This window comes from Streptomyces sp. Ag109_G2-15, from assembly GCF_900215565.1.
In the GTDB taxonomy this organism is placed as follows: domain Bacteria; phylum Actinomycetota; class Actinomycetes; order Streptomycetales; family Streptomycetaceae; genus Streptomyces; species Streptomyces diastatochromogenes.
In genome coordinates this window covers 4,352,527-4,373,741 of sequence record NZ_OCNI01000001.1, presented here as the reverse complement: position 1 = coordinate 4,373,741, position 21,215 = coordinate 4,352,527, and the positions used below count along the sequence as shown (strand labels likewise).

The 21,215-nt window shown below is 73.7% G+C and carries 17 protein-coding genes and 2 pseudogenes; 11 read left to right on the top strand and 8 right to left on the bottom strand.

Annotated elements, in window-relative coordinates:
- The first annotated feature begins 3 nt into the window (after positions 1 to 3).
- Genes CRP49_RS19625 through CRP49_RS19600 form a run of 6 tightly spaced genes read left to right on the top strand, consistent with a single transcriptional unit; the run spans position 4 to position 6,771 of the window.
- Complete coding sequence (locus CRP49_RS19625; protein ID WP_097254545.1) at positions 4 to 1,362, top strand: O-antigen ligase; 1,359 nt, start codon at positions 4 to 6, stop codon at positions 1,360 to 1,362.
- Positions 1,359 to 2,999, top strand: a complete 1,641-nt coding sequence (locus CRP49_RS19620) for a lipid II flippase MurJ (protein WP_097254544.1) — start codon at positions 1,359 to 1,361, stop codon at positions 2,997 to 2,999. The genes CRP49_RS19625 and CRP49_RS19620 overlap by 4 nt, the downstream gene beginning before the upstream one ends.
- Positions 2,983 to 3,744, top strand: coding sequence for a polysaccharide deacetylase family protein (locus CRP49_RS19615; protein WP_179851683.1), 762 nt, complete (start codon positions 2,983 to 2,985; stop codon positions 3,742 to 3,744). Before CRP49_RS19620 ends, CRP49_RS19615 begins: the two co-directional genes overlap by 17 nt.
- On the top strand, positions 3,741 to 4,964 hold the full coding sequence (locus tag CRP49_RS19610; protein ID WP_097254542.1) for a glycosyltransferase: 1,224 nt from the start codon (positions 3,741 to 3,743) through the stop codon (positions 4,962 to 4,964). The genes CRP49_RS19615 and CRP49_RS19610 overlap by 4 nt, the downstream gene beginning before the upstream one ends.
- On the top strand, positions 4,961 to 5,617 hold the full coding sequence (locus tag CRP49_RS19605) for a lipopolysaccharide biosynthesis protein (protein WP_097254541.1): 657 nt from the start codon (positions 4,961 to 4,963) through the stop codon (positions 5,615 to 5,617). The genes CRP49_RS19610 and CRP49_RS19605 overlap by 4 nt, the downstream gene beginning before the upstream one ends.
- Entirely contained in the window at positions 5,614 to 6,771 is a 1,158-nt protein-coding gene (locus CRP49_RS19600; RefSeq protein ID WP_097254540.1) for a GNAT family N-acetyltransferase, read from the top strand. Before CRP49_RS19605 ends, CRP49_RS19600 begins: the two co-directional genes overlap by 4 nt.
- On the opposite strand, the gene CRP49_RS19595 is transcribed toward CRP49_RS19600, so the two are convergent.
- A complete protein-coding gene (locus CRP49_RS19595; RefSeq protein WP_107487114.1) occupies positions 6,744 to 7,712 on the bottom strand; it encodes a glycoside hydrolase family 26 protein in 969 nt (322 codons plus the stop codon). The two genes, CRP49_RS19600 and CRP49_RS19595, sit on opposite strands and share 28 nt — an antisense overlap.
- 173 nt (positions 7,713 to 7,885) lie before the next feature.
- On the opposite strand from CRP49_RS19595, the gene CRP49_RS19590 reads away from it, so the two are divergent.
- From CRP49_RS19590 to CRP49_RS49125, 3 genes and pseudogenes are all read left to right on the top strand, one after another.
- Positions 7,886 to 9,157, top strand: a complete 1,272-nt coding sequence (locus CRP49_RS19590) for an ATP-grasp domain-containing protein (RefSeq protein WP_097254539.1) — start codon at positions 7,886 to 7,888, stop codon at positions 9,155 to 9,157.
- Entirely contained in the window at positions 9,157 to 10,413 is a 1,257-nt protein-coding gene (locus CRP49_RS19585; RefSeq protein WP_097254538.1) for an NAD(P)-binding domain-containing protein, read from the top strand. Before CRP49_RS19590 ends, CRP49_RS19585 begins: the two co-directional genes overlap by 1 nt.
- A gap of 3 nt (positions 10,414 to 10,416) precedes the next feature.
- A pseudogene (locus tag CRP49_RS49125) lies at positions 10,417 to 11,016 on the top strand (hypothetical protein); the annotation flags it as partial.
- 171 nt (positions 11,017 to 11,187) lie between these two features.
- Here CRP49_RS49125 and CRP49_RS49120 read toward each other — a convergent pair.
- The 3 genes and pseudogenes from CRP49_RS49120 to CRP49_RS19570 all read right to left on the bottom strand — a co-directional run.
- Positions 11,188 to 11,349: pseudogene (locus CRP49_RS49120) on the bottom strand (chaplin); the annotation flags it as partial.
- A gap of 175 nt (positions 11,350 to 11,524) precedes the next feature.
- Positions 11,525 to 11,776 (bottom strand): chaplin, encoded by a 252-nt coding sequence (locus CRP49_RS19575; RefSeq protein WP_306459742.1) that lies wholly within the window; start codon positions 11,774 to 11,776, stop codon positions 11,525 to 11,527.
- Between the two features lie 273 nt (positions 11,777 to 12,049).
- On the bottom strand, positions 12,050 to 12,448 hold the full coding sequence (locus CRP49_RS19570; protein ID WP_097254535.1) for a rodlin: 399 nt from the start codon (positions 12,446 to 12,448) through the stop codon (positions 12,050 to 12,052).
- A gap of 257 nt (positions 12,449 to 12,705) precedes the next feature.
- Between CRP49_RS19570 and CRP49_RS19565 the strand changes: the two genes are divergently transcribed.
- Positions 12,706 to 13,104 (top strand): rodlin, encoded by a 399-nt coding sequence (locus CRP49_RS19565; protein ID WP_097254534.1) that lies wholly within the window; start codon positions 12,706 to 12,708, stop codon positions 13,102 to 13,104.
- A gap of 223 nt (positions 13,105 to 13,327) precedes the next feature.
- The gene (locus CRP49_RS19560; protein ID WP_094214524.1) at positions 13,328 to 13,726 is read left to right on the top strand and encodes a rodlin; all 399 of its coding nucleotides are present in this window, start codon (positions 13,328 to 13,330) and stop codon (positions 13,724 to 13,726) included.
- 67 nt (positions 13,727 to 13,793) lie between these two features.
- On the opposite strand, the gene CRP49_RS19555 is transcribed toward CRP49_RS19560, so the two are convergent.
- The 4 genes from CRP49_RS19555 to CRP49_RS19540 all read right to left on the bottom strand — a co-directional run bounded on the left by CRP49_RS19555 (position 13,794) and on the right by CRP49_RS19540 (position 21,172).
- The gene (locus CRP49_RS19555; RefSeq protein WP_097254533.1) at positions 13,794 to 15,713 is read right to left on the bottom strand and encodes a long-chain fatty acid--CoA ligase; all 1,920 of its coding nucleotides are present in this window, start codon (positions 15,711 to 15,713) and stop codon (positions 13,794 to 13,796) included.
- An 86-nt stretch (positions 15,714 to 15,799) separates the two neighbouring features.
- Positions 15,800 to 17,323 (bottom strand): VWA domain-containing protein, encoded by a 1,524-nt coding sequence (locus CRP49_RS19550; protein ID WP_097254532.1) that lies wholly within the window; start codon positions 17,321 to 17,323, stop codon positions 15,800 to 15,802.
- Positions 17,324 to 17,480: 157 nt separating this feature from the next.
- A complete protein-coding gene (locus CRP49_RS19545) occupies positions 17,481 to 18,344 on the bottom strand; it encodes an ABC transporter permease (RefSeq protein ID WP_097254531.1) in 864 nt (287 codons plus the stop codon).
- Positions 18,341 to 21,172 (bottom strand): CocE/NonD family hydrolase, encoded by a 2,832-nt coding sequence (locus tag CRP49_RS19540; protein WP_097254530.1) that lies wholly within the window; start codon positions 21,170 to 21,172, stop codon positions 18,341 to 18,343. Before CRP49_RS19540 ends, CRP49_RS19545 begins: the two co-directional genes overlap by 4 nt.
- Positions 21,173 to 21,215: the final 43 nt, after the last annotated feature.

Below are 21,215 nucleotides of genomic sequence, written 5' to 3'. Positions count from 1 at the left end.
CCGATGAGCCTTGCCCTGCCCCTCGGCCGTCTGCGCGGTGCGTCCCCGGTGCTGCCGGTGGTGGCCGTGGTCGCCCTGCTCGCGCTGCCCCTCTCCCCCGGCGGCGAGGGCGGCGCGGGCCCGGCCGACGCGCTGTCGGCGCTGGTCGTCGCCTACTGCGTCGTACGACTCCTGCGCGAGCGGCGGCGCCCGCTGTCCCGTACCGCCGCAGTGGTCCTCGGCCTGCCGCTGCCCGGTCTCGCGCTGGCCGCGATGGGCGCGGTGTCGCCGGGCGCCGGGATCACCGGCCTCGGCCGTTACCTCCAGATCTTCGTCCTCGTCCCCGCCGCCGTCCTCCTGCTGATCCGCGACCGGCGTGACTTCCGGCTGCTGGCCTGGGCGTTCGTGGGGCTCGCGGTGTGGCAGGGGGCGATCGGCGTCCAGCAGTACGCCACCGGGACCGGCGCCTCCTACCAGGGCGAGGACATCCGCGCGGTCGGCACCTTCGGGGCGCAGGACGTGATGGGCATGGCGACCGTGGTGTCCTTCGGGCTGGTGTGCGCGGTGGGACTGGCGCTCGGCCGGACCCGGGTGCGCGAGCGGTGGGCCGCGGCCGCCTGCGCGCTCGCCCTCCTGCTGCCCCTGGCGCTGTCCTTCAGCAGGGGCGCCTGGATCGCCACCGCCGTGACGCTCACCGTCCAGCTGGTGCTGGCCGGGCTGCGCCGGGCGCTGAAGGTCGCGGCGGCCGTGGTGGCCGCGGGCGTGGTCCTGGTGGGCGGTCTCGGGGTGGGTACGGCGATGCTGCAGGAGCGGATCGACAGCATCACGCAGGTCACCGACGCGCCCGACCAGTCGGTCACCGACCGGTACACCATGTGGGCCGCGGCCACCGACATGTGGCGGCAGCGCCCGCTGACCGGCGTCGGATTGAAGGGCTTCCCCGAGTACCGCGACGGACACGCCTCGCTCGCGCTGTCCTCGGGCAGCGACACGGAGGGCGCGGGCGCCGCCTACCGCAGGCAGCCGCTCCTGTCCCCGCACAACATGTATCTGCTGGTGCTCAGCGAGCAGGGTCTGATCGGGCTGCTCTGCCTGGCGGGCGGCTGGCTGGCCATGCTGGTGTGCGCGCTGCGGGGTTTGTGGCGGGCCCGCCGTTCGGGCCGCGGCGTGGAGTGCGCGCTGGCCGCCTGCGGGCTGCTGGTCTGGCAGCTCGTCGACTTCGCCTACGCCGACATCGGCGGCCCGTCGACCGTACTGACCGCGGTGTGCTTCGGGCTGGTGGCGTGGTGGGCGCTGGTGGGCGGGGAGGCGGTGGCCTGCGGCGAGGCCGCCGCGTTCACGGGCACGCGGGGAACGGTCGTCGGGGAGGGGGCCCTCCGATGACCACGCAGGCCACCACCCCCCGGGAGGACACCGCCCCCGAACACGCCCCGCCCACCCGCGGGTTCCTCGCCAAGGCCACCCTCGTCACCGCCTCCCTCTCGGTCGCGGGGGCGCTGCTCGGGCTGGTGCGGGACCAGTCGCTGGCGCGGCTGTTCGGGGCCGGGCGGGACACCGACGCCTTCCTGGTCGCTTGGACGGTGCCGGAGTTCGCGGCCACGCTGCTCATCGAGGACGGGCTGGCGTTCGCGCTGATCCCGGCGTTCAGCGGGGCCCTGGCCCGGCGTGCCCAGGGTGCCCCCGGCGACCCCGTCCGGGCGCTGGTGGCCGGCACCCTGCCCCGGCTGGCGCTGGCCTTCGCCGCGGTGGGCGCGCTGCTCGCGGCGGCCGCCCCGCAGCTGGTCGAGGCCCTCGCGCCCGGCCTGCGCGACCCCGCGCTCGCCGTGGACTGCACCCGGCTCACCGCGACCTGTGTGCTCAGCTTCGGGCTCGCCGGGTACTGCAGCGCGGCCCTGCGGGCCCACCGCCGCTTCCTGGCCCCGGCGGCGATCTATGTCGCCTACAACGTCGGCATCGTCACCGCGATGTTCGCCCTCGGCGGCCACTGGGGGGTGCGCTCGGCCGCGCTCGGGGTCGCGGCGGGCGGCTGCCTGATGGTGGCCATCCAACTTCCGTCGCTGGGACGGCAGTTGCGCAGCCGCCGTACGGCCGGGTCGGTGGCCGCGGAGGTCGCCGGTGCGCGGCCCCTGGACATCGCGCTGATGGCCACCGTGCTGCTGTTCGCGCTGTGCCGGCAGTCGCAGGTGCTCATCGAGCGGTTCCTCGCCTCGAACCTGCCCGCCGGGGCCATCTCGCACCTGAACTACGCGCAGAAGGTCGCGCAGATCCCCATGACGCTGTCGATGATGCTGTGCACGGTCACCTTCCCGCTGGTGGCGCGGGCGCTCGCCGACGGCGACATCGAGCGGGCCCGTACCCGGGTGGAGCGCGATCTGGCGGTGGCCTGCTGCCTGGTGCTGCTCGGCACCGCGGCCGTCGTCGCCTGCGCCCCGCAGCTCGTCCAGCTCCTCTTCCAGCGGGGCGCGTTCACCGCCGAGGACACCGCGGCGACCGCGAGCGTGATGCGCGTGTACGCGCTCGGGCTGCTCGGCCAGACGCTGACGGGGGTGCTGGTCCGCTCCTACTTCTCGGCGGGCCGCGCCACCTGGTACCCGGTCGCCGCCATGGCCGCCGGCATCGCCGTGACCTCCTGGCTCGGCGCCTGGACGGTCGGCTCCTGGGGCGTCACCGGGATCGCCGCCGCCAACGCGCTCGGCATCACGGTCACCGCCGGCCTGCTGCTGTCCGGCATGCGGAGACGGACCACCCGTCAGAACAGCTCGCGCAGCGTGCCGATCCGTACCGGGCGGGTGCTGCGCGAGCTGGGCCGGACGCTGCCGGCCGCCGTGGCGGCCGCGGGGGCGGGGGCGCTGGTCGCGAGCAGGCTCACCGCCCCGGTCACCGGTCTGCTCGCCGGGGGCGCCACCGTCACGGTGGTGTTCGTCCTGCTCGGCCGGGCCCTGGGCGCCCAGGGCTGCGCGCCCGCACTCCGTTTCGTCCGCACCCTCGCCCGAAGGCTCGCCCATGCCGTCCTCCGTTGAGTCCCCGCTCCGCGCCGGGGCCACCAGACCCGGCCCCGTCCCGTGGATCGCCATGTACCACTCGGTCGGCGACTGCTCCGACGACCCGTACCGCGTCACGGTCACGCCCGGCCGGCTGGACCGGCAACTGCGCTGGCTGCGCGGCCATGGCCTCAGGGGCGTGTCGGTGGCCGAACTGCTCGCCGCCCGCGCCCGGGGCGAGGGACGCGGCCTGGTGGGGCTCACCTTCGACGACGGGTACGCGGACTTCCTCGACAACGCCCTGCCCGCGCTGGCCCGTTGGGAGTGCACGGCCACCCTGTTCGTGCTGCCCGGCCGGCTCGGCGGGGACAACGCGTGGGACCCGCTGGGCCCGCGCAAGCCGCTGCTCACCGGCCACGGCATCCGGCACGCCGCCCGGGCGGGCGTGGAGATCGGCTCGCACGGCCTCACCCACATCGACCTCACCCGCGCCGACGACACCACCCTCAGGGCCGAGACCGCCGAGAGCCGCGCGCGGCTGGAGGAGGTGACCGGCACCCCGGTCACCGGCTTCTGCTACCCGTACGGCACGGTCGACCAGCGGGCCGTCGACGCCGTACGGGAGGCCGGTTACGGCTATGCCTGCGCCATCGACCCCGGCGCGCTGAGCGGCCCGTACACCCTGCCCCGGGTGCACATCGGGCAGCACGACACCGCCGTACGCCTGTTCCTGAAGCACCGGCTGCACCGGCTGCGCCGCCGTCCCGTCGAGGGGCTGCGGTGAGGGCGCTGCACATCATCACCGGGCTCGGGGTCGGCGGCGCCGAGCAGCAACTGCGGCTGCTGCTGCGGCACCTGCCGGTGGAGTGCGACGTGGTGACGCTGACCAACCCCGGGCCGGTCGCCGAGGGGCTGGCCGCGGACGGCGTCCGGGTGGTCCACCTCGGCATGACCGGCAACCGCGACCTCGGCGCGCTGCCACGCCTGGCCCGGATCATCCGGGACGGCCGCTACGACCTGGTGCACACCCACCTCTACCGGGCCTGTCTGTACGGCCGGATCGCCGCCCGGCTCGCCGGGGTCCGCGCGGTCGTCGCCACCGAACACTCCCTCGGCGACTCGCAGATGGAGGGCCGGCCGCTCACGGCGGGCGTGCGCGCGCTGTACCTGGCCGGTGAGCGGCTGGGCCGGTCCACGGTCGCCGTCTCCCCCACGGTCGCCGAGCGGCTCACCCGCTGGGGCGTGCCCGGGCCGCGCATCGAGGTCGTGCCCAACGGCATCGACCTGGAGCGGTTCCGCTTCGACCCCGTACAACGCGAGCGCACCCGCGCCCGGCTCGGGCTGCCCGAGGACGCGTTCGTCATCGGCGGCATCGGCCGCCTCCACCCCGGCAAACGCTTCGAGGTGCTGATCCGGGCCCTCGTCGAACTCCCCGGCGACTGCAGGCTGCTGCTGGTCGGCGGGGGCGGCGAGGAGAGCGCCCTGCGCCGGACCGCCGAGGAGGCCCGGGTCGCCGACCGGGTGCTGTTCACCGGCGAGCGGCCGTACGACTGCGACGGCTCCCGGGGCCCGGACCTGCCCGCGCTGACCTCGGCGATGGACGTGCTCGCCTCGCCGTCCCCGGAGGAGGCCTTCGGACTGGCCGTCGTCGAGGCGCTGGCGGCCGGGCTGCCCGTGCGCCACGCCTGCTGCCCGGCCATCGACGACCTGCCGCCCGAAGCCGCCCCGAACGCCCTGCGCGTCCAGGGCGACGCGGCTGCCTACGCCCGCGCGCTCGCCGAGGTCCGCGCGGCCGGCCCCGGCCCGCGCACCGCCCCCGAGGCGGCCCGCCACTACTGCATCAGCCGCAGCGCCGCCCGCCTCATGGACGTCTACACGGCGGCGCTGGGCCCTGTCGTCAGACTCCCGCCTGCCGCGCTCCGGGCGGACGCCGCGAGTCTGACGACAGGGCCTGCCCGCACGATCCCCCAGCCCCGATCCTCCGAGGGAGTCACCTCGCCATGACCGAGAACCCCACCCGGTACCCCCGCCCCGACCGCTTCTCCCGCGCTCGCAGGCTGCCGCCCTGGTCGCTGGTGGCGGCCGGCGTCCTCGCGGGCGGGCTGCTGGGCGGTGCGTACGGCGTGCTGAAGGCGCCGACGTACACGGCCACCAGCTATGTCATCGCCGTACCCACCGAGCACTCCGACACCGCCTCCGCGCTCGGCTTCGCCCAGGCCTACGGCCGGGTCGCCACCCAGCTCGCGGTGCTCGGCGACGCGCAGGTGGCGGCCGGGGTGCCCGTGGACACCCTGCGCGACAGCGTCCGCACGGCCACCTCGCCGGACGCCCCGATGGTCGCCGTCTCCGCCACCTCCGCCCGCCCGGCCCAGGCCGCCGACATGGCCAACGCGGTCGCCCGGGCCCTCACCCGGCACGCCAACGACACCAAAACCGCCACGCACGTCGAACTCCTGCAGTTCTCCCGCGCGTTGCAGCCGACCGCGCCGACCTCCACGTCGGCCGGGGTGACCGCTCTGGTGGGGGCGAGCGCGGGTGGGCTGCTCGGCGGGCTGGTGCTGCTGGTGCGGCCGAAGCGCCGGCCGGAGCAGGAGCCGGTGCGGTCGGCCTCGGTGCCCGGACCCTCGGTCGCCGCCGACGCGCGCGGCCAGCTGTGACGGCGACGTACACGGCGCCCCCGACGTACACCGCCGGCCTCGTCACCGACGGGGACGCCTTCGCCGAACTGGCCCCGGCCTGGGGGCGGCTGTACGGGCGGTGCGCCGCCGCGACCCCGTTCCAGAGCCACGCCTGGCTGCACTCGTGGTGGCGGTCGTACGGCGACCGGGGGCGGCTCAGGCTGCTGCTGGTGCGTTCCGGCGGCGAACTGGTCGCCGCCGCGCCGATGATGCTGGTCCGCCGCCCGCTGCCCGCGCTGGTGCCGCTGGGCGGTGCGATCTCCGACTACGGGGACGTGCTGCTGGACGACGCCGACGACGGGCGCGCGTCCGGCGCCCTCACCGAGGCCCTGTCGGAGGCGGCGCGCACGGCGCTGATCGACTTCCGCGAGGTGCGGCCGGGCGGCGCGGTGGAGCGCGTCTACGACCGCTGGCGCGGGCCGCGCCGCACGATCGGCGACTCGATGTGCCTGGAGCTGCCCGCCGTACCCATGGACGAGCTGGTCGCCCGGCTGCCGTCGAACAAGGCCCAGCGGGTGCGTGCCAAGCTGCGCAAGCTGACGGCGCTCGGCGTGGAGCGGCGGGTGGTCGGCCCCGAGGACGTGGACGCGGCGCTGCACCGGCTGCTGGAGCTGCACCGGCTGCAGTGGCAGGGGCGGAGGGTGACGACCGAGCATCTGCATCCCCGGTTCCGGGAGCATCTGGTCCGCGCGGTGGGGCCGATGGTCCGCTCCGGCGACGCCGTCGTGACCGAGTTCCGGATCGGCGCCGAGGTGGTGGCGGTCGACCTGACGTTGCTGTCCCGGAGTCTGGCCGGCGGCTATCTGTACGGCGCCCATCCGAGCCTCAGGGAACGCAGGGCGGACGTGGCGGTGATGCTGCTGGAGGCGTGCACCGAAAGCGCCGCGAACACAGCGAACGCCGGTGCGGGCGGGCGCGGCACGCTGAGCCTGCTGCGCGGCAACGAGCCGTACAAACACCACTGGCGCCCCGAACCGGTCGTCAACCAGCGGCTTCTGCTGGCCCGGCGGCGCACCGCCCCGCTGCTGTCGGCCGCGCTGTGCGAGGCGGCCGCCCGGCGGCGGGGCAAGGAGGTGCTGCACCGGTGGAGGAGACGCGCTCAGGGTCAGCGGCCGTACAGGGCGGACCGGTAGGCCTCGGTCGACTTGGGGTTGGCCGAGCACTGCCACACGCCGTGCGGGCAGTAGTCGGTCAGCGTGTTGTACAGCGGCCGGTGCTCGTCCATCCAGTCGAGCATGCGCCGCATGTACTCGGGGTTGTCGCCGTTGCGGAAGAGTCCCCATTCCGGATACGAGACGGGCTTGCCGTGGGATTTCGCGAAATCCACCTGCTGCTGAAGACCGTAGGGCTCTTTCACCTGTTCGTCGAAGGACATTCCGGCCGGCTGGTCGTAGGAGTCCGTCCCGATGATGTCGACCGTGGCGTCCCCGGGATAGCACGCGGTCCACGGAACGGCGTCCCGGCCGCGGCTCGGGCTGAAGTCGAACCGGAACTTCTGGCCCGGCACCACCCGCATCGCCGTGACGATCCTGTTCCAGTACGCCTTCCAGGCCTGCGGGTCCGGTCCGCAGCGATGGGTGTAGGTGACGCCGTTCATCTCCCAGCCGAGCACGATGACCGTGTCCGGCACCTTCAGCGCCACCAGCCGCTCGGCGAGGGCGCGGAAGTGCCGGTCGAACTGCCCGGCCGCGCCCTGCCGCAGCAGCGAGCGCACCTGGTCGTCGGGCACGTGCTCCTCGTTGCGCTCCTGCATGGGCACGTTGAGGACGAGGGTCCGGTCCGTCTTCTGGCGCCGCCAGTGCGCCCAGGCGTCCAGGAAGCCGGGCGGACCCTCGATGTCCTGCCAGCGGCCGCCGGGCAGATAGGTGTGCGCGACCTTCAGCTCGGTGCCGCCGAGCCAGTGGCTCAACTCGGCGATGCGGGCCACCCCGATCGGCCCGGAGTCGAGGAAGGCGCCGAAGGGCGGGGGCTCCTTCGCGGGCTCGGGCGCGGCCGCGAGGGCGGCCGACGCGGTGACGGCCGCCGCGAGCACGGTCAGCCGCCGGGACCGGGCCCTTCGCCGCTGTGGAGCCATGCCTGCTCCTCTCCTCTCCGCTTCTGCTGCTTTGTCTCCGCTGGGCCGCGTCTCCGCCGCGCAGTTCCTGTTATTGACACCCAGTCATATCGATATGAATTCCGCCAGTGCGGCTACGGCTTTCAGGTGGCCCGAACCCCCGCACGGGCGAACGAGAAGAAAGGAATACGCCCGTGTCGCAGCTCGACGACCGGGTCCCCGCGGTGCTGCTGCGGATCGACCGGAATCCCTTTCACCACGGCACCCTGGGCGCCGTACGTTCGCTGGGCCGGGCGGGCGTGGAGGTGCATCTCGTCGCCGACTGCGCGGGAAGCCCCGTGCGCAGGTCGCGTTACATGCGCCGGATCCATCCCCCGCCGGCGCCCGGTGCGTCCCCCGGCGAGATCGCGGCCGCGCTGCGCCGGGTGGCGGCCCGGGTCGCACGGCCCGCGGTGCTGATCCCGCTGGACGACGCGAGCGCCGTCGCGACCGGCCGGCTGCGGGAGCAGCTGGCGCCCGCCTACCTGCTGCCGCAGCAGCCGGGTGCGCTGCCCGGCCGGGTGGCCGACAAGGCGGAGCTGGCCGGGGTGTGCGCGGCCGCCGCCGTCCCGCATCCGGTGACACTGGTCCCGGACAGCGCCGAGGACGCGGCCGCGGCCGCCTGGCGGCTGGGGCTCCCGATGGTGGCCAAGTGGAGCCGGCCCTGGCTGGTCCCGGCCGGCAGCGGGCTGCGCTCCACGATCGTGGTGACCTCCGCGCGGCAGGCCCGGGAGCTGTACCTGCGCTCCGCCGAGGCGGGCAGCAGCCTGCTGCTGCAGACCTTCCTGCCGCCGGGCCCGGACCGCGACTGGTTCTTCCACGGGTACGCCGACCGCTCGGGCGCCGTGCGCGCCGGCGGGCCCGGCCGCAAGCAACTGGCCTGGCCGCGTGGGGCGGGCCTGACCGCGGTCGGCCGGTGGACGCCCAACCCGCAGGTGCAGGCGCTGGCCGAGCGGCTCACCAGCGAACTGGGCTACCGGGGCATCTTCGACCTGGACTTCCGCCGCTGCGGCAGCACCGGCCGCTACCACCTGCTCGACTTCAACCCGCGCCCCGGCGCCCAGTTCCGGCTGTTCGCCGACAGCGCGGGCCTGGACGTCGTACGCGCCCTGCACCTGGACCTGACCCACCGTCCGTTGCCGGACGGGGTGCCGCTGCCCGGCCGGGAGTTCGTGGTGGAGAACTACGCGCCGCTCAACGCGCTGCGTCCGGCGCTCGGGGAGCGGGAGCTGGCCTGGCACGCGGCGGACGACCGGGCGCCGGGCCGGGCGCTGTGGGCGCTGTGGGGCCGGCACGCGGCGGGTCGGCTCGCCGGGCGCCTGCGGCAGCGGCCGGTCCGCCGTGGCCTCACCGACGACTTGTCCGACGACTTGTCCGAGGACTTGTCCGAGGACTTCTCCGACGACGAGAAAGCGAGCAGTTGCTGATGTACGACCTGCTGGTGGTGGGCGCGGGCCCGTACGGTCTGTCGATCGCGTCGCACGCCGCGGCGGCCGGGCTGAACGTGCGGGTCCTCGGGCGGCCCATGGCGTCCTGGCGCGACCACATGCCCCGCGGGATGTTCCTGAAGTCGGAACCGTGGGCCTCCAACCTCTCGGATCCCGAGGGCCGTTGGCGGCTCGACGTGTTCTGTGCGTTCCGGGGCATGACGGCCCGTCACGCGGAGCCGATCCCGCTGGACGTGTTCGCCGAGTACGGCCTGTGGTTCGCGCGCAACGCCGTTCCCGTGCTCGACGAGCGGACGGTGGCCCGCCTGGCGCCCCTCAACGGCGGCTTCGAGGCGGTCACCGAGGACGGCGAGACGCTCGCCGCGCGGACCGTCGCACTGGCCGTGGGCGTGCTGCCGTTCACCAAGATCCCGGCGGCGCTGCGCGGCCTCCCGCCGGAGCTGGTCTCCCACAGCAGCCACCACGCCGACCTCGACCGCTTCCGCGACGAGGACGTCACCGTGATCGGCGGCGGGCAGGCGGCCCTGGAGACGGCCGCGCTGCTCGCCGAACAGGGCACCCGGGTACGGGTGCTGGCCCGCGCGGAGCGGCTGTGCTGGAACGACGTGCCGCCGCCCTGGGAGCGCCCCTGGTGGCGCACCGCCCGCGCCCCGCACAGCGGCCTCGGCCCCGGCTGGCGGAACTGGTTCTACGCCGAGCGGCCCGGCCTGTACCGGCGGCTGCCGGAAGGGACCCGGACCGGGATCGCGGCCGGCGCGCTCGGCCCGGCCGGAGCCTGGTGGGTACGTGAGCGGGTGGAGAGCCGGGTGGAGGTGCTGCTCGGCCAGGAGGTGGCGGCGGCCCGTGCGGTGCCGGGCGGGCTGCGCCTGGAGACGGTGGCCCGGCGGGGCGGGACGCGGACACTGGAGACCGGGCACGTCATCGCGGCGACCGGGTTCCGGGTCGGCCTCGAACGGCTGCGGCCGCTCTCCCCCGAGCTGCGCGCGCTGCTGGCGACGACGGCCGACGGTGCCCCGGAGGTGGGGCCGGACTTCGAGTCGACGTACCCCGGCCTGTTCCTGGCCGGTCTGGTCACGGCCTCGGGCTTCGGCCCGGCGATGCGCTTCGTGCACGGCGCGACCTTCACGGCGGGCACGCTGGTGCGCGGGGTACGGCGCCGGCTGCGCTCGGGGCCGGCGGGCTGGCGGATCCCGGCCGGACGGCGTGGCGAGGTGCCGGAGGCGGTGGGGCGCTGAAGGATGCGGTACGGCGCCACTGCGGAAGGCGCCTGCGTGTGGCACGGGACGCGGGGTGCCGGGCACTGGGGTCCGGCACCCCGCGCGCTACCGACCGGAGGCCGCGCGGCCTCGCCGGTACAGGACCGTCCCGGCCGCGATCAGCGCGGCACTGGCGGCCGAGGTCGCCAGCATGGCCCGCGCGTCACCACCGGTGTGCGGAAGGCTCGGCGGCTGCCCCCCGTGGTGGCCGCCGCCGTAGGGCGGGGGCGTGTGGTCACCGCCGCCATAAGGGGGCGGAGTGGTGTGGTCACCGCCGCCGTACGGAGGCGGAGTGGTGTGACCGCCACCGCCGTACGGAGGCGGGGTCGTGTGACCGCCACCGCCGTAGGGAGGCGGAGTGGTGTGGTCTCCATCGCCATAGGGGGGCGGGGTCGTGTGGTCCCCACCGCCATAGGGGGGCGGGGTGGTGTGGCCACCCCCGCCATACGGAGGCGGAGTCGTGTGATCACTGCCGTGCGGAGACGGGGTCTTGTGGTCCTCGCTGCCGTACGGAGACGGAGTCTTGTGGTCCTCGCTGCCGTACGGTGGCGGGGTCTTGTGGTCCTCGCCGCCATAGGGAGGCGGGGTGGTGTGGCTGCCGCTGCCGTACGGGGACGGCGTCGTGTGGTCACCGCCGCTGCGAGAAGACGGGGTCTGGTCGCCGTGGCCCGAGTCGTGGCCGGAGTCGCGGTTCGAGCCCCCGTGCCGGTCGCCGCCGTCTTTCTTCGAACTGTGCGTGGTGGTACAGGAGTTGCCGAACGCCGGGTTCAGCGCGGCAGCCGCGTCCACGGAGTTGCCGCAGACGTTGACCGGGACTTCCACCGGGGCCTGGACGGTGTTGCCGGACAGCACGCCGGGCGAACCCTGTGCGACGCCGTGCGCGCCCGTGTCGGCGAGCGCATGACTGCCGTACATGGACAGCATGCCTGTCGCCGCGGCGGCCACGACCATGCCCTTGCTGAGGGTCTGTCGCAATCTCGTTGTCTTCCTGCTCGAAGAAGTGGGAAGGCCGGCCTCGGGACGAAGAATCGAAGGATCGACGGTCCGAGGCCGGCCAGGACACAGCCGGTGGGCTGGTGCGTTGCGTGCGTCAGTCGTTGACGCAGGGGTTGCCGAACGCCGGGTTCAGCAGACCGATGACGTCCACCGTGTTGCCGCAGACGTTGACCGGCACGTGGACCGGGACCTGGATCACGTTGCCGGAGATGACGCCGGGGGACTGGGCCGCCCCACCGGTGGCCCCGGAGTCGGCGAAGGCGGGGGCCGCCCCGCCCAGGGCCAGGATGGCGCCGGCGACGACAGCAGCGCTCTTCTTCATGAACTTTCCCTTCTCAGCGGTCATGCCCCTTTGACGGCCGAAACCGAGCGAGCACAGCTTGAACGGCTCGCACCATGACCGGCAGGTTGTAAAACGAGGGATAGACAGCCGAAGAAACTGCGGAACGCGCGTCGCCTTGGAATTCACTCGAACGCCATCAGGGAATTGACAGGTTGGCGTATACGAGGAGAAACGCTTCTTCGAAAAAGGCGACGAGAGACGGCGAAGGCCGCCCGGGCAGCGGTGCGGAAATCCGCACGCCACCCGGGCGGCCCTCGGACCGGCCCGGGCCGGCGGTCAGCCGTTGGTGGACAGGACCTTGAGGTCGTCCAGCACGTGCGACACCGGCTCGTCGCCCTTGGCCTGGGTGGAGTTCTCGGCGCACTCCTGGTACTGCGGCGCGGACAGCACCGGGATGTCCTGCACGCCGACGTTGACGGCGGCGAGGATGGACTGGGCGTTGACCTTCGCCGGCAGGCCGACACAGAGCTTGTTCAGCGAGCTCTGGACCAGCGTGGCCTGCGGGCTCATGTCGCCCGTGGTCGTGCTGTTGCCGAACGACTCGCTGGCGCCGTCGCCACTGAACGACGTGGTGCCGTTGTCGTTGTCGATGGCAAGCGCCTGCGGGGCCATCGCCGCCGACACACCGACGAGGGACGCGGCGACCGCCGCCACGGCCATTGCCTTCTTCAGCATCTTGCTTTCCTTTCCTGACTGCTCGCCAAGACGCACGTTCTGCCCCGCATCAACCGCGGCCGGATCGATTGGTTGCGGGTCATCACCCGTTCGGCTCGTTCGGCCTCGGGGAATCGGTGGAATTCCCCTGTCCGTCTCCCCGGGCATACGCCACAGCCCCGTTTAGGCCATCGGAGTGAAGCAGAGCAACCCATCGCCTGATGGGCAGTTGACCAGGAAGCTCCGGTGGTCGGGGTTTCTCCAGAAGGGAATTACAAGTGATCAAGAAGGTTCTGGCCTCCGCCGCGGTCGCCGCTTCCATCGTCGGTTTCTCCGCCGCCGCCGCGTCCCCGGCCCTGGCCGTCGACAACGACAACGGCACCACGTCGTTCAGCGGCAACGACGCCGTTCAGTCGTTCGGCAACTCCAGCACGAGCGGGGACCTGAGCCCCCAGCTGGCGCTCATCCAGGGCTCGTTCAACAAGCCCTGCATCGGCCTGCCGGCGAAGCTCAACGCCCAGTCCATCCTGGCGCTGGTCAACGTCGGCGTGCAGGACATCCCGATCCTGTCCGCGCCGCAGAACCAGCAGTGCACCGAGAACTCCACCCAGGCCAAGGGCGACGAGCCGCTCTCGCACATCCTCGACGACATCTCCGCCCTGTCCAGCAACGGCTGATCCGGAGATCTCCCGGCCCTGCACGGGCCCTCCCCGACGGGCCGCCGACTTCCCGGCGGCCCGTCGGCGTGTTCGGCCGCCCCCTGACGGCAAAGGGGGGTATCTATGGACTTATCGGACTGCATTAGCCCAATCGGGGCAAAGCCCGCAACTGCGGCGTGGTCCGGGCCGTTGACGATCACGCAGCTCCTCCCCGGAGTCCGCCTTTCGAAAGGGAACCAACATGAAGAAGCTGTGGGCGACCGCGGCTGTCGCCGCCTCGATCGCCGGTCTCGCTGGTGCGGCCGCCCCCCAGGCCCTCGCCGTCGACAACGACAACGGCACCACGTCGTTCAGCGGTAACAACGCCTCGTCGTCGTTCGGCAACTCGGGCACGCTCGGCGACCAGAGCCCGCAGCTGTCGCTGGTCGAGGGCTCGCTGAACAAGGCCTGCGTCGGCCTGCCCGCGAAGGTCAACGTCCAGTCGGTGGCCGCGCTCATCGCGAACGTCGGCGTCCAGGACATCCCGGTCCTGTCCGCGCCGCAGAACCAGCAGTGCGCCGAGAACTCCACCCAGGCCAAGGGCGACGAGCCGCTCTCGCACATCCTGGACGACATCTCCGCCCTGTCCAGCAACGGCTGAGCAAGGTCCTCCGCGCGGCGGGTCACCGGTTCCTCCGGTGGCCCGCCGCCGTCGTGTGCCGCTGGTGCTACTTCCGGTACAGCGCGTCGATCTGTTCGGCGTAGGCCGCCGTCACGGCGTGCCGCTTCATCTTCAGGGACGGCGTCAGCAGCCCGTTCTCCTCGGTGAACTCCCCCTCGACGAGTGCGAAGGCGCGGATCGACTCGGCGCGCGAGACGGCCTCGTTGGCGTAGTCGACCGCCTTCCGCACCTCGGCCCGCAGCCGCTCGTCCCGGACCAGCTCGGACAGCGGGGTGTCCGCGGGCAGCTTGCGGACCGCCAGCCAGTGGGCGACGGCCTCGGGGTCGAGGGTGATCAGGGCCGCCACGAAGGGCCGGTTGTCCCCGACGACCACGCACTGGCCGACCGGCGAGCGGCTGCGCAGCCGGTCCTCCAGGACGGCCGGGGAGACGTTCTTGCCGCCGGAGGTGATGATGATGTCCTTCTTGCGGCCGGTGATGGTGAGGTAGCCGTCCTCGTCCAGGGAGCCGAGGTCGCCGGTGGCGAACCAGTCGTCGGCGAGGACGGCGTCGGTGGCCGCCGGGTTGTTCCAGTACGACCCGAAGACCACCCCGCCCTTGATCAGCACCTCCCCGTCGTCGGCGATGCGCACGGACACGCCGGGGATCGGCAGGCCGACCGTGCCGGGGCGGGGGCCGAGCGGGGGCACGATGGTGGCGGCCGCGCTGGTCTCGGTCAGGCCGTAGCCCTCGTAGACGACGATCCCGGCCGCGTGGAAGAACAGGTTGAGGTTGCGGTCCAGCGGGGAGCCGCCGCTCATGGCGTACCGCAGACGGCCGCCCAGCTCCTTGCGGATGCGCCGGTAGACCAGCAGGTCGTACAGGGCCCAGGCGGCGTACAGGCCGGGTCCCGGACCCTTGCCGGTGCCGAGGAACTTCCTCAGGTACGCCTCGCCGAAGCGCACGGCGACACGTTCGGCGCGGTCGAAGGAGGCGCCGCGGCCGATCTTCTCGGCGGTGGCCCGGCCGGTGTCGTGGATCTTCTCGAAGAGGTACGGCACCCCGACCAGGACGGTGGGCCGGAACTCCTTGAGCGCGGGCCGGAGTTCGTCGGGCTTGACGCTCGGGAAGTGGCCGACCTCGATACGGCCCATCAGACAGGCGAGTTGCAGGGTGCGGCCGAGGATGTGGGCGAGCGGCAGGAACAGCAGGATGGAGGCCGTCCGGCCGGTGACGGCCTGGAAGACCGGGTGCAGCAGCTCGACGGTGTTGGCGGCCTCGGCGTGCAGGTTGGCGTGGGTGAGGACGCAGCCCTTGGGCTGTCCGGTGGTGCCGGAGGTGTAGCAGAGGGTGGCGATGGCGTCGGGGGCCACGGCGGCGCGCCGCTTGGCGACCTCGTCGTCGGCCAGGTCGCGGCCGAGGGCGGTGAGGTGGGCGAGGGCATCCGCGTCGAGTTCCCACAGGTGCGGTGGCTGGGGGTGGTGCGCGGTGCCGGTGGTGACCGTGGCGGTGTTCTCGGCGGTCTCGGTGACGACGTACCGGGCGCCGGAGTCGCGGACGATCCACTCCACCTGCTCGGCGGAGGAGGTCGGGTAGACGGGCACGGACTGGCCGCCGGCCGCCCAGATGGCGAAGTCCAGGACGGTCCACTCGTAGCGGGTGCGGCACATCACGGCGACCCGGCCGCCCGGTTCGAGTCCGGCGGCGATCAGCCCCTTGGCGACGGCGGTGACCTCGGCGGCGAAGGCGGCCGCCGTGACCGGGCGCCAGGCGCCTTCGGTACGGCGGCGCAGCAGCACCGCGTCCGGGGTCTCGGCCGCGTGCGTGAACGGGAGGTCGGCCAGGGAGCCGTCGGTGAGCGGCGGTGCCAGGGGCGCCGCACGCACCTCGCGCACGGCGCCCGTCGCGTCCCTGACGATCTCCACCGAGGCACGGGCCGCCAGGTCGGTGCGCTGCCGTGCCCGCTTCAGATCCCTGCGTACGCCCATGACGGCTCCCGGTGGCGGCTCGAACGTACCTGCCGGGACGTCAACTTACTCCGAAGTAAGGGAGGGTCAATGGGACGTGCGGTGGCTCAGTCCCCGGTGTCCGTGTGGCTCGCCTCCCGGATCGCGTCGGCGAGGTCCTGTACGTCCTGGTCCTCGGTGACGTCGGCCAGCGTGGCCGCGCGGCCGGCGAGGCGGGTGAGGCTCGGGGCGCCGGGGAGGGCGGGGCCGTCGTCGGTGCCGGCGCGCAGGGCGTCGGCGAAGTAGGCGGCCACCGCCGTGACCTGGAAGCGGGGGCTCGCCTCCCAGACGGAGCCCTTGAGGGCGCCGGTCTCCACGGCGCCGGACTCCTCGTGCGGGGCCCGGGTGATGGGGTCGAGCCAGCGGACGGTGGCGGTGGCGAGGTGGCCGTCGGCGCCCGGCCTGGTGCGCACCGCGTACAGGGCGGTGACGGTGTGGCCGGGGCCGACCTCGCCACCATCCACGTGGTCGTTGCGGAAGTCGTCGTCGGCGACCTTGCGGTCGTCGTAGCCGACGAGGCGGAACTCGGCGACGGTGTGCGGGTCGAAGGCGACCTGCGCCTTGGCGTCGCGGGCGGTCAGCTCGATGTTCTGCGGGAGTTGCTCGCAGAAGACCTTGCGGGCCCCGTCGGTGTCGGAGACGTAGGCGGTGTGGCCGTCGCCCTTGTCGGCGAGGCGTTCCATGAGGGCGTCGCCGTAGTTGCTGCCGACGCCGACGCCGAAGAGGGTGATGCCGTGCTCGCGGCGGGCGGAGTCGATGCGGCGCAGGATCGCGTCGGGGCTGGTCTCGCCCTCGTTGGCGAGGGCGTCGGAGACGAGGACGACCCGGTTGGTGGCGCCCTTGCGCAGGCCCTCGACGGCGGTGGCGTAGCCGGTCTCGACGCCCGCGCCGAGGTTGGTGGAGGACTGGGCCTCGAGGCCGTCGACGGCGTCGTGGATCTCGCCGCGGTGGCCGCCGAGGCGGGTCATCGGCAGGACGGTCTCGGCGTGTTCGCTGAAGGTGACGACGGCCACCGAGTCGTCGTCGCGCAGCCGGTCCGTCATGGTGTTCAGGGACTGCTTGGCGAGGTCGAGGCGGCCGGGTTCGTCCATGGAGCCGGAGACGTCGATGACGAAGGTGAGCGCGGCCGGTGGGCGCTTCTCGGTGGGTTCCGCGGTCCGGGTGGCGAGGCCGACGCGGACCAGGGACCAGTTGGGCCTCGCGGTGCGGGCGCCGTCGACGGTGACGGAGAAGCCGTTGCCGTCGGGGCGGCGGTAGTCCTGGCGGAAGCTGTTGACGAACTCCTCGGGGCGGACGGTCGACGGGTCGGGGGTGCGGCCGTCGGCGAGGGTGCGGCGGGCGTAGGTGTAGGAGGCGGTGTCGACGTCGAGGGCGAAGGTGGAGAGGTCGCCGTCGGACGGGGGCGACTCGAAGCCCCGCTCGTCCCGGCCGGGGGCGGGGGCGGGGGCGGGCAGGCCGCGCTTGTCGGAGCTGTTGGTGTGGTTCTCGGTGCCGCCCGCCCCGCAGGCCGTCAGCAGCAGGCTTCCCGCCGCCGTGAGGGCGAGCAGTGTGCCGCGTATCCGTCGTGATCGCTGTGTCCGGTTCCGCTCCATCTCGCGTTCCCCCTGCGTCGGTTGACGTCGGCTTGTGCGACCTCTGCCGACTGTGACGGCGCAGGGGGCCGGAACGTGCGATCCGGGGTGTTGCGGATGCGTCTCGAACCGGCCACGGCGGGGCCCTGTCGAGACCGGTGGGTGACCCTCCGGTGACCTAGGACACCACGTCCTTGCGGGCGAACCCCCGGAAGGCCAGGGCGAACAGCACCAGGGCGTACGTTATGGAGATCGCGGCGCCCTGGATCATGCCGGACCACTCGGGGTGCGGCTGGACGGCGTCGGCCCAGGCGAACTGCCAGTGCGCGGGCAGGAAGTCGCGCCAGTGGCCGAGGGCGGTGACCGCGTCCAGGACGTTGCCGACGATGGTCAGGCCGACCGCGCCGCCGACCGCGCCGAGCGGTGCGTCCGTCTTGGTCGACAGCCAGAACGCCAGTCCCGCGGTGACCAGTTGGGACACGAAGACGTACGCCACGACCACCAGGAGCCGCTGTGCCGCCGTGCCGGAGTCCAGTGCGCCGCCGGTGGGTATCTGCAGCGGGCCCCAGCCGTAGGCAGCCGTGCCGACCGCGAGGGCCACGACCGGCAGCAGCACCATCGCGGCGAGGCTCATCCCGAGGCCCACGGCGAGCTTGGACCACAGCAGCCGGGCCCGGGGCACGGGCGCGGCCAGCAGATAGCGCAGCGAGGACCAGCTCGCCTCGGAGGCGACCGTGTCCCCGCAGAACAGGGCGACCGGGATCACCAGCAGGAAGCCCGCCGAGACGAACAGGTTGACCGCGGCGAAGTTGGCGCCGGACGCGGTGGCCGTGTCCATCAGGGTGACCTGGCCGTTGCGGCTGCCCGGGTCGCCGCCGATCGCGAAGGCGATGAGCAGCACGAACGGCAGGACGGCCAGGATCCCGCCCATGATCAGCGTGCGCCGCCGCTTGAGCTGGCGTACCAGCTCCACGCGCAGGGGCAGCGTGCGGCCGGCACGGTAGCCGGAGGCCGTCTCGGTGCGCTCGACCAGCGTGCTCATGCGGAACCTCCGATCAGGGTGAGGAAGGCGTCCTCGAGACGGCGGTGGGGGCCGAGCGAGGCGACCGGGACTTCGAGGCGCACCAGCTCGACGAGGAGACGGGCGGCGGCCGCGGAGCCGGTGACGGAGAGCCCGGGCACTCCCCCGGCGGTCTCGGAGACGGGGGGCGGGACGGTGATCTGCTCGGCCTCACCGGCTCCGGGCGCGCCCGCGTCGTCGGACGCCGTGCCCCGGTCCGCGCGACCGGCGGCCACCGGGACCGCGACCGGCTCCGTCTCGGAGCGGGAGGCCTCGCCGGGTGCCAGCCGCACGAGCAGACCCCCGTCCGTCCGTACCGCCGACTCGACCCCGGGCAGCGTGGCGACCTTCTCGACCAACGGGTCCGCGATGTCGGCCGCCAGGCCGACGAGCAGGGTGTCGCCGGAGCCCACGATCTCGCCCACCGGGCCGGCCTGGACGAGGCGGCCGCGGTCCATCACGACCAGGTGGGTGCAGGACTGCTCGACCTCGGCGAGGAGGTGGCTGGAGACGATCACGGTACGGCCGGCGGCCGCGTAGCGGATCATCACCTCGCGCATCTCGCGGATCTGGGGCGGGTCGAGGCCGTTGGTGGGCTCGTCCAGGATGAGCAGGTCGGGCAGGCCGAGCATGGCCTGGGCGATGGCGAGGCGCTGGCGCATGCCCTGGGAGTAGGTGCGCACCGCGCGGGCGAGGGCGTCGCCGAGGCCGGCGATCTCCAGGGCCTCGTCCAGGTGCGCGTCCTCGGGCGGGCGGCCGGTGGCCCGCCAGTACAGCTCCAGGTTCTCCCGGCCGGACAGGTGCGGCAGGAAGCCCGCGCCCTCCACGAAGGCGCCGACCCGCGACAGCACGGGCGCGCCGGGCCGGATGGCGTGGCCGAAGACGCGGATCTCGCCGCCGTCCGGCTTGATCAGGCCCATCAGCATGCGCAGGGTGGTGGTCTTGCCGGCGCCGTTGGGCCCGAGCAGACCGAGCACCTGGCCCTTCTCCACGCGGAAGGACAGCTCACGCACCGCGTACCGGTCGGCGGACTTGGCGTACCGCTTGCTCAGGTTCGTTATCTGCAGCGGTACGTCGGCGAGTGCCGGGTCGGGTGCGGGGGCGGTCGTACGGCGGCGGCCGGTGAACAGCAGGGCGAGCGCGCCCGCGGCTCCGGCCAGGGGCAGCCACCACACCCAGGCGGGCAGGGGGGCGGCCGCGGTGGTGACGGCGGGGGCCGTCGGCACGCTCAGGTCTCCCTCGAGGGAGACGGTGTACGTGGCCGGGGCGGCCGGTGAGGCGTAGCCCAGGTCGGTGGAGGCTAGGACCAGGCGGAGCCGGTGGCCCTTCTGGACCTCGTGGTCGATCGCCGGGAGGGTGATCGTGACGTCCTTGCCGGACTTGGCGCCGGTGACGCGCAGGGGCGCGACGAGCTGCGAGGGCAGCACCTGCTGGGTGCCGTCGGGGCCGACGTCGTAGACCTTGCCGAACAGGACGGCGTCCTCGCTGGTGGAGGTGACGTGGGCCGTCACGGTCGGCGAGCCGGTGATCCTGAGGTCGCCGGTCACGGGCGCCGAGTCGAACTTCGCGTACTGGCCGGGGAAGTCGAGGGAGACACCGACGCCGAGCGCGGACAGCTGGGCGAGGCCGCCGCTGCCGCCGAGGCCGGGCAGGGCGGAGACGCCGGGCGGGCTGGCGCCCGCGGGGTTCGCGAAGCGCTGCTCGCGGCCGGTCAGGGCGATGGCCCGCTGGTGGTCGCGCAGGCCGGGGTAGCTGTCGGCGCTCGCGCCGCGCAGCTGGGCGGCGCCGTCGGTGGAGTCGACGCCTCCCGTGCGGGTGATCCGGAAGGCCGGGCCGGTGTCGGCGGACGTGTCGCCCTTGAGGTAGCGGTCGAACCAGCTCGCCACCCGCCCCTGCACCCGGCCGCTCTCCAGGTCGCCGCCGTCGTGTCCGCCCGCGATCCAGTCGACGTCGACCGGGGCGCCGCCCGCACGGATGGCCTTGGCGGCGGCGTCGGACTGGGCGAGGGTGAACAGGGAGTCGGTCTGGCCCTGCACCAGCAGGGTGGGCACCTTGATGCGGTCGGCGACCGCGGACGGCGAGCGCTCCTCCAGCAGTCTGCGGGCGGCCGCGTCCGGGGTGCCGGACTCGGCGACCCGGTCGTACATCCGGCACAGCTCCGGCTCGAACTTCGCGCAGCCGCCCGCGGTGTTGAAGAAGATGCCGGCCCACAGCTTCTTGAACACGCCGTTCGGGAACAGGGCGTCGGCGAGGTTCCAGTAGGTGATGGCCGGGGCGATGGCGTCGACGCGGTGGTCGTATCCGGCGGCGAGCAGGGAGACGGCCCCGCCGTAGGAGCCGCCGGCCAGGCCCACGCGCGGGTCGCCCGGCTTGTCGAGGCGGACCTGGGGCTGCTCGGCCAGCCAGTCGATGAGCCGGGAGACGTCGGCGACCTCGTGCTTCGGGTCGTTCAGCCCGACCTTTCCGGTCGAGTGGCCGAAGCCGCGCGCGGACCAGGTCAGCACCGCGTATCCGTCGCGGGCGAGGTCCTCGGCCTGCTGCCGGACGTCGTCCTTGCTGCCGCCGAAGCCGTGTCCGAGCAGGACGGCGGGGCGGCGGCCGGCCGAGCCTCCGGTGAAGTACGAGGTGTCGATGCGCGTCCCGTCGGCCATGGTCATGACCCGGTCGCTGCGGTGCACCGGCGGCGCGCCGTCGGAGGCGACGGCCGACCACGTGCCGGCGCCGGCGAGCACCACGACGGCGGCCGCGGCGGCCATCAGCCGCCGCGGCCCCTTGAGCAGCCCGCGGAGTGCGGGCCCGCTCTGCCTCATGCGCGCCCCTCCGGGGGCAGGTGAAGATCCATGCCTCAACGGT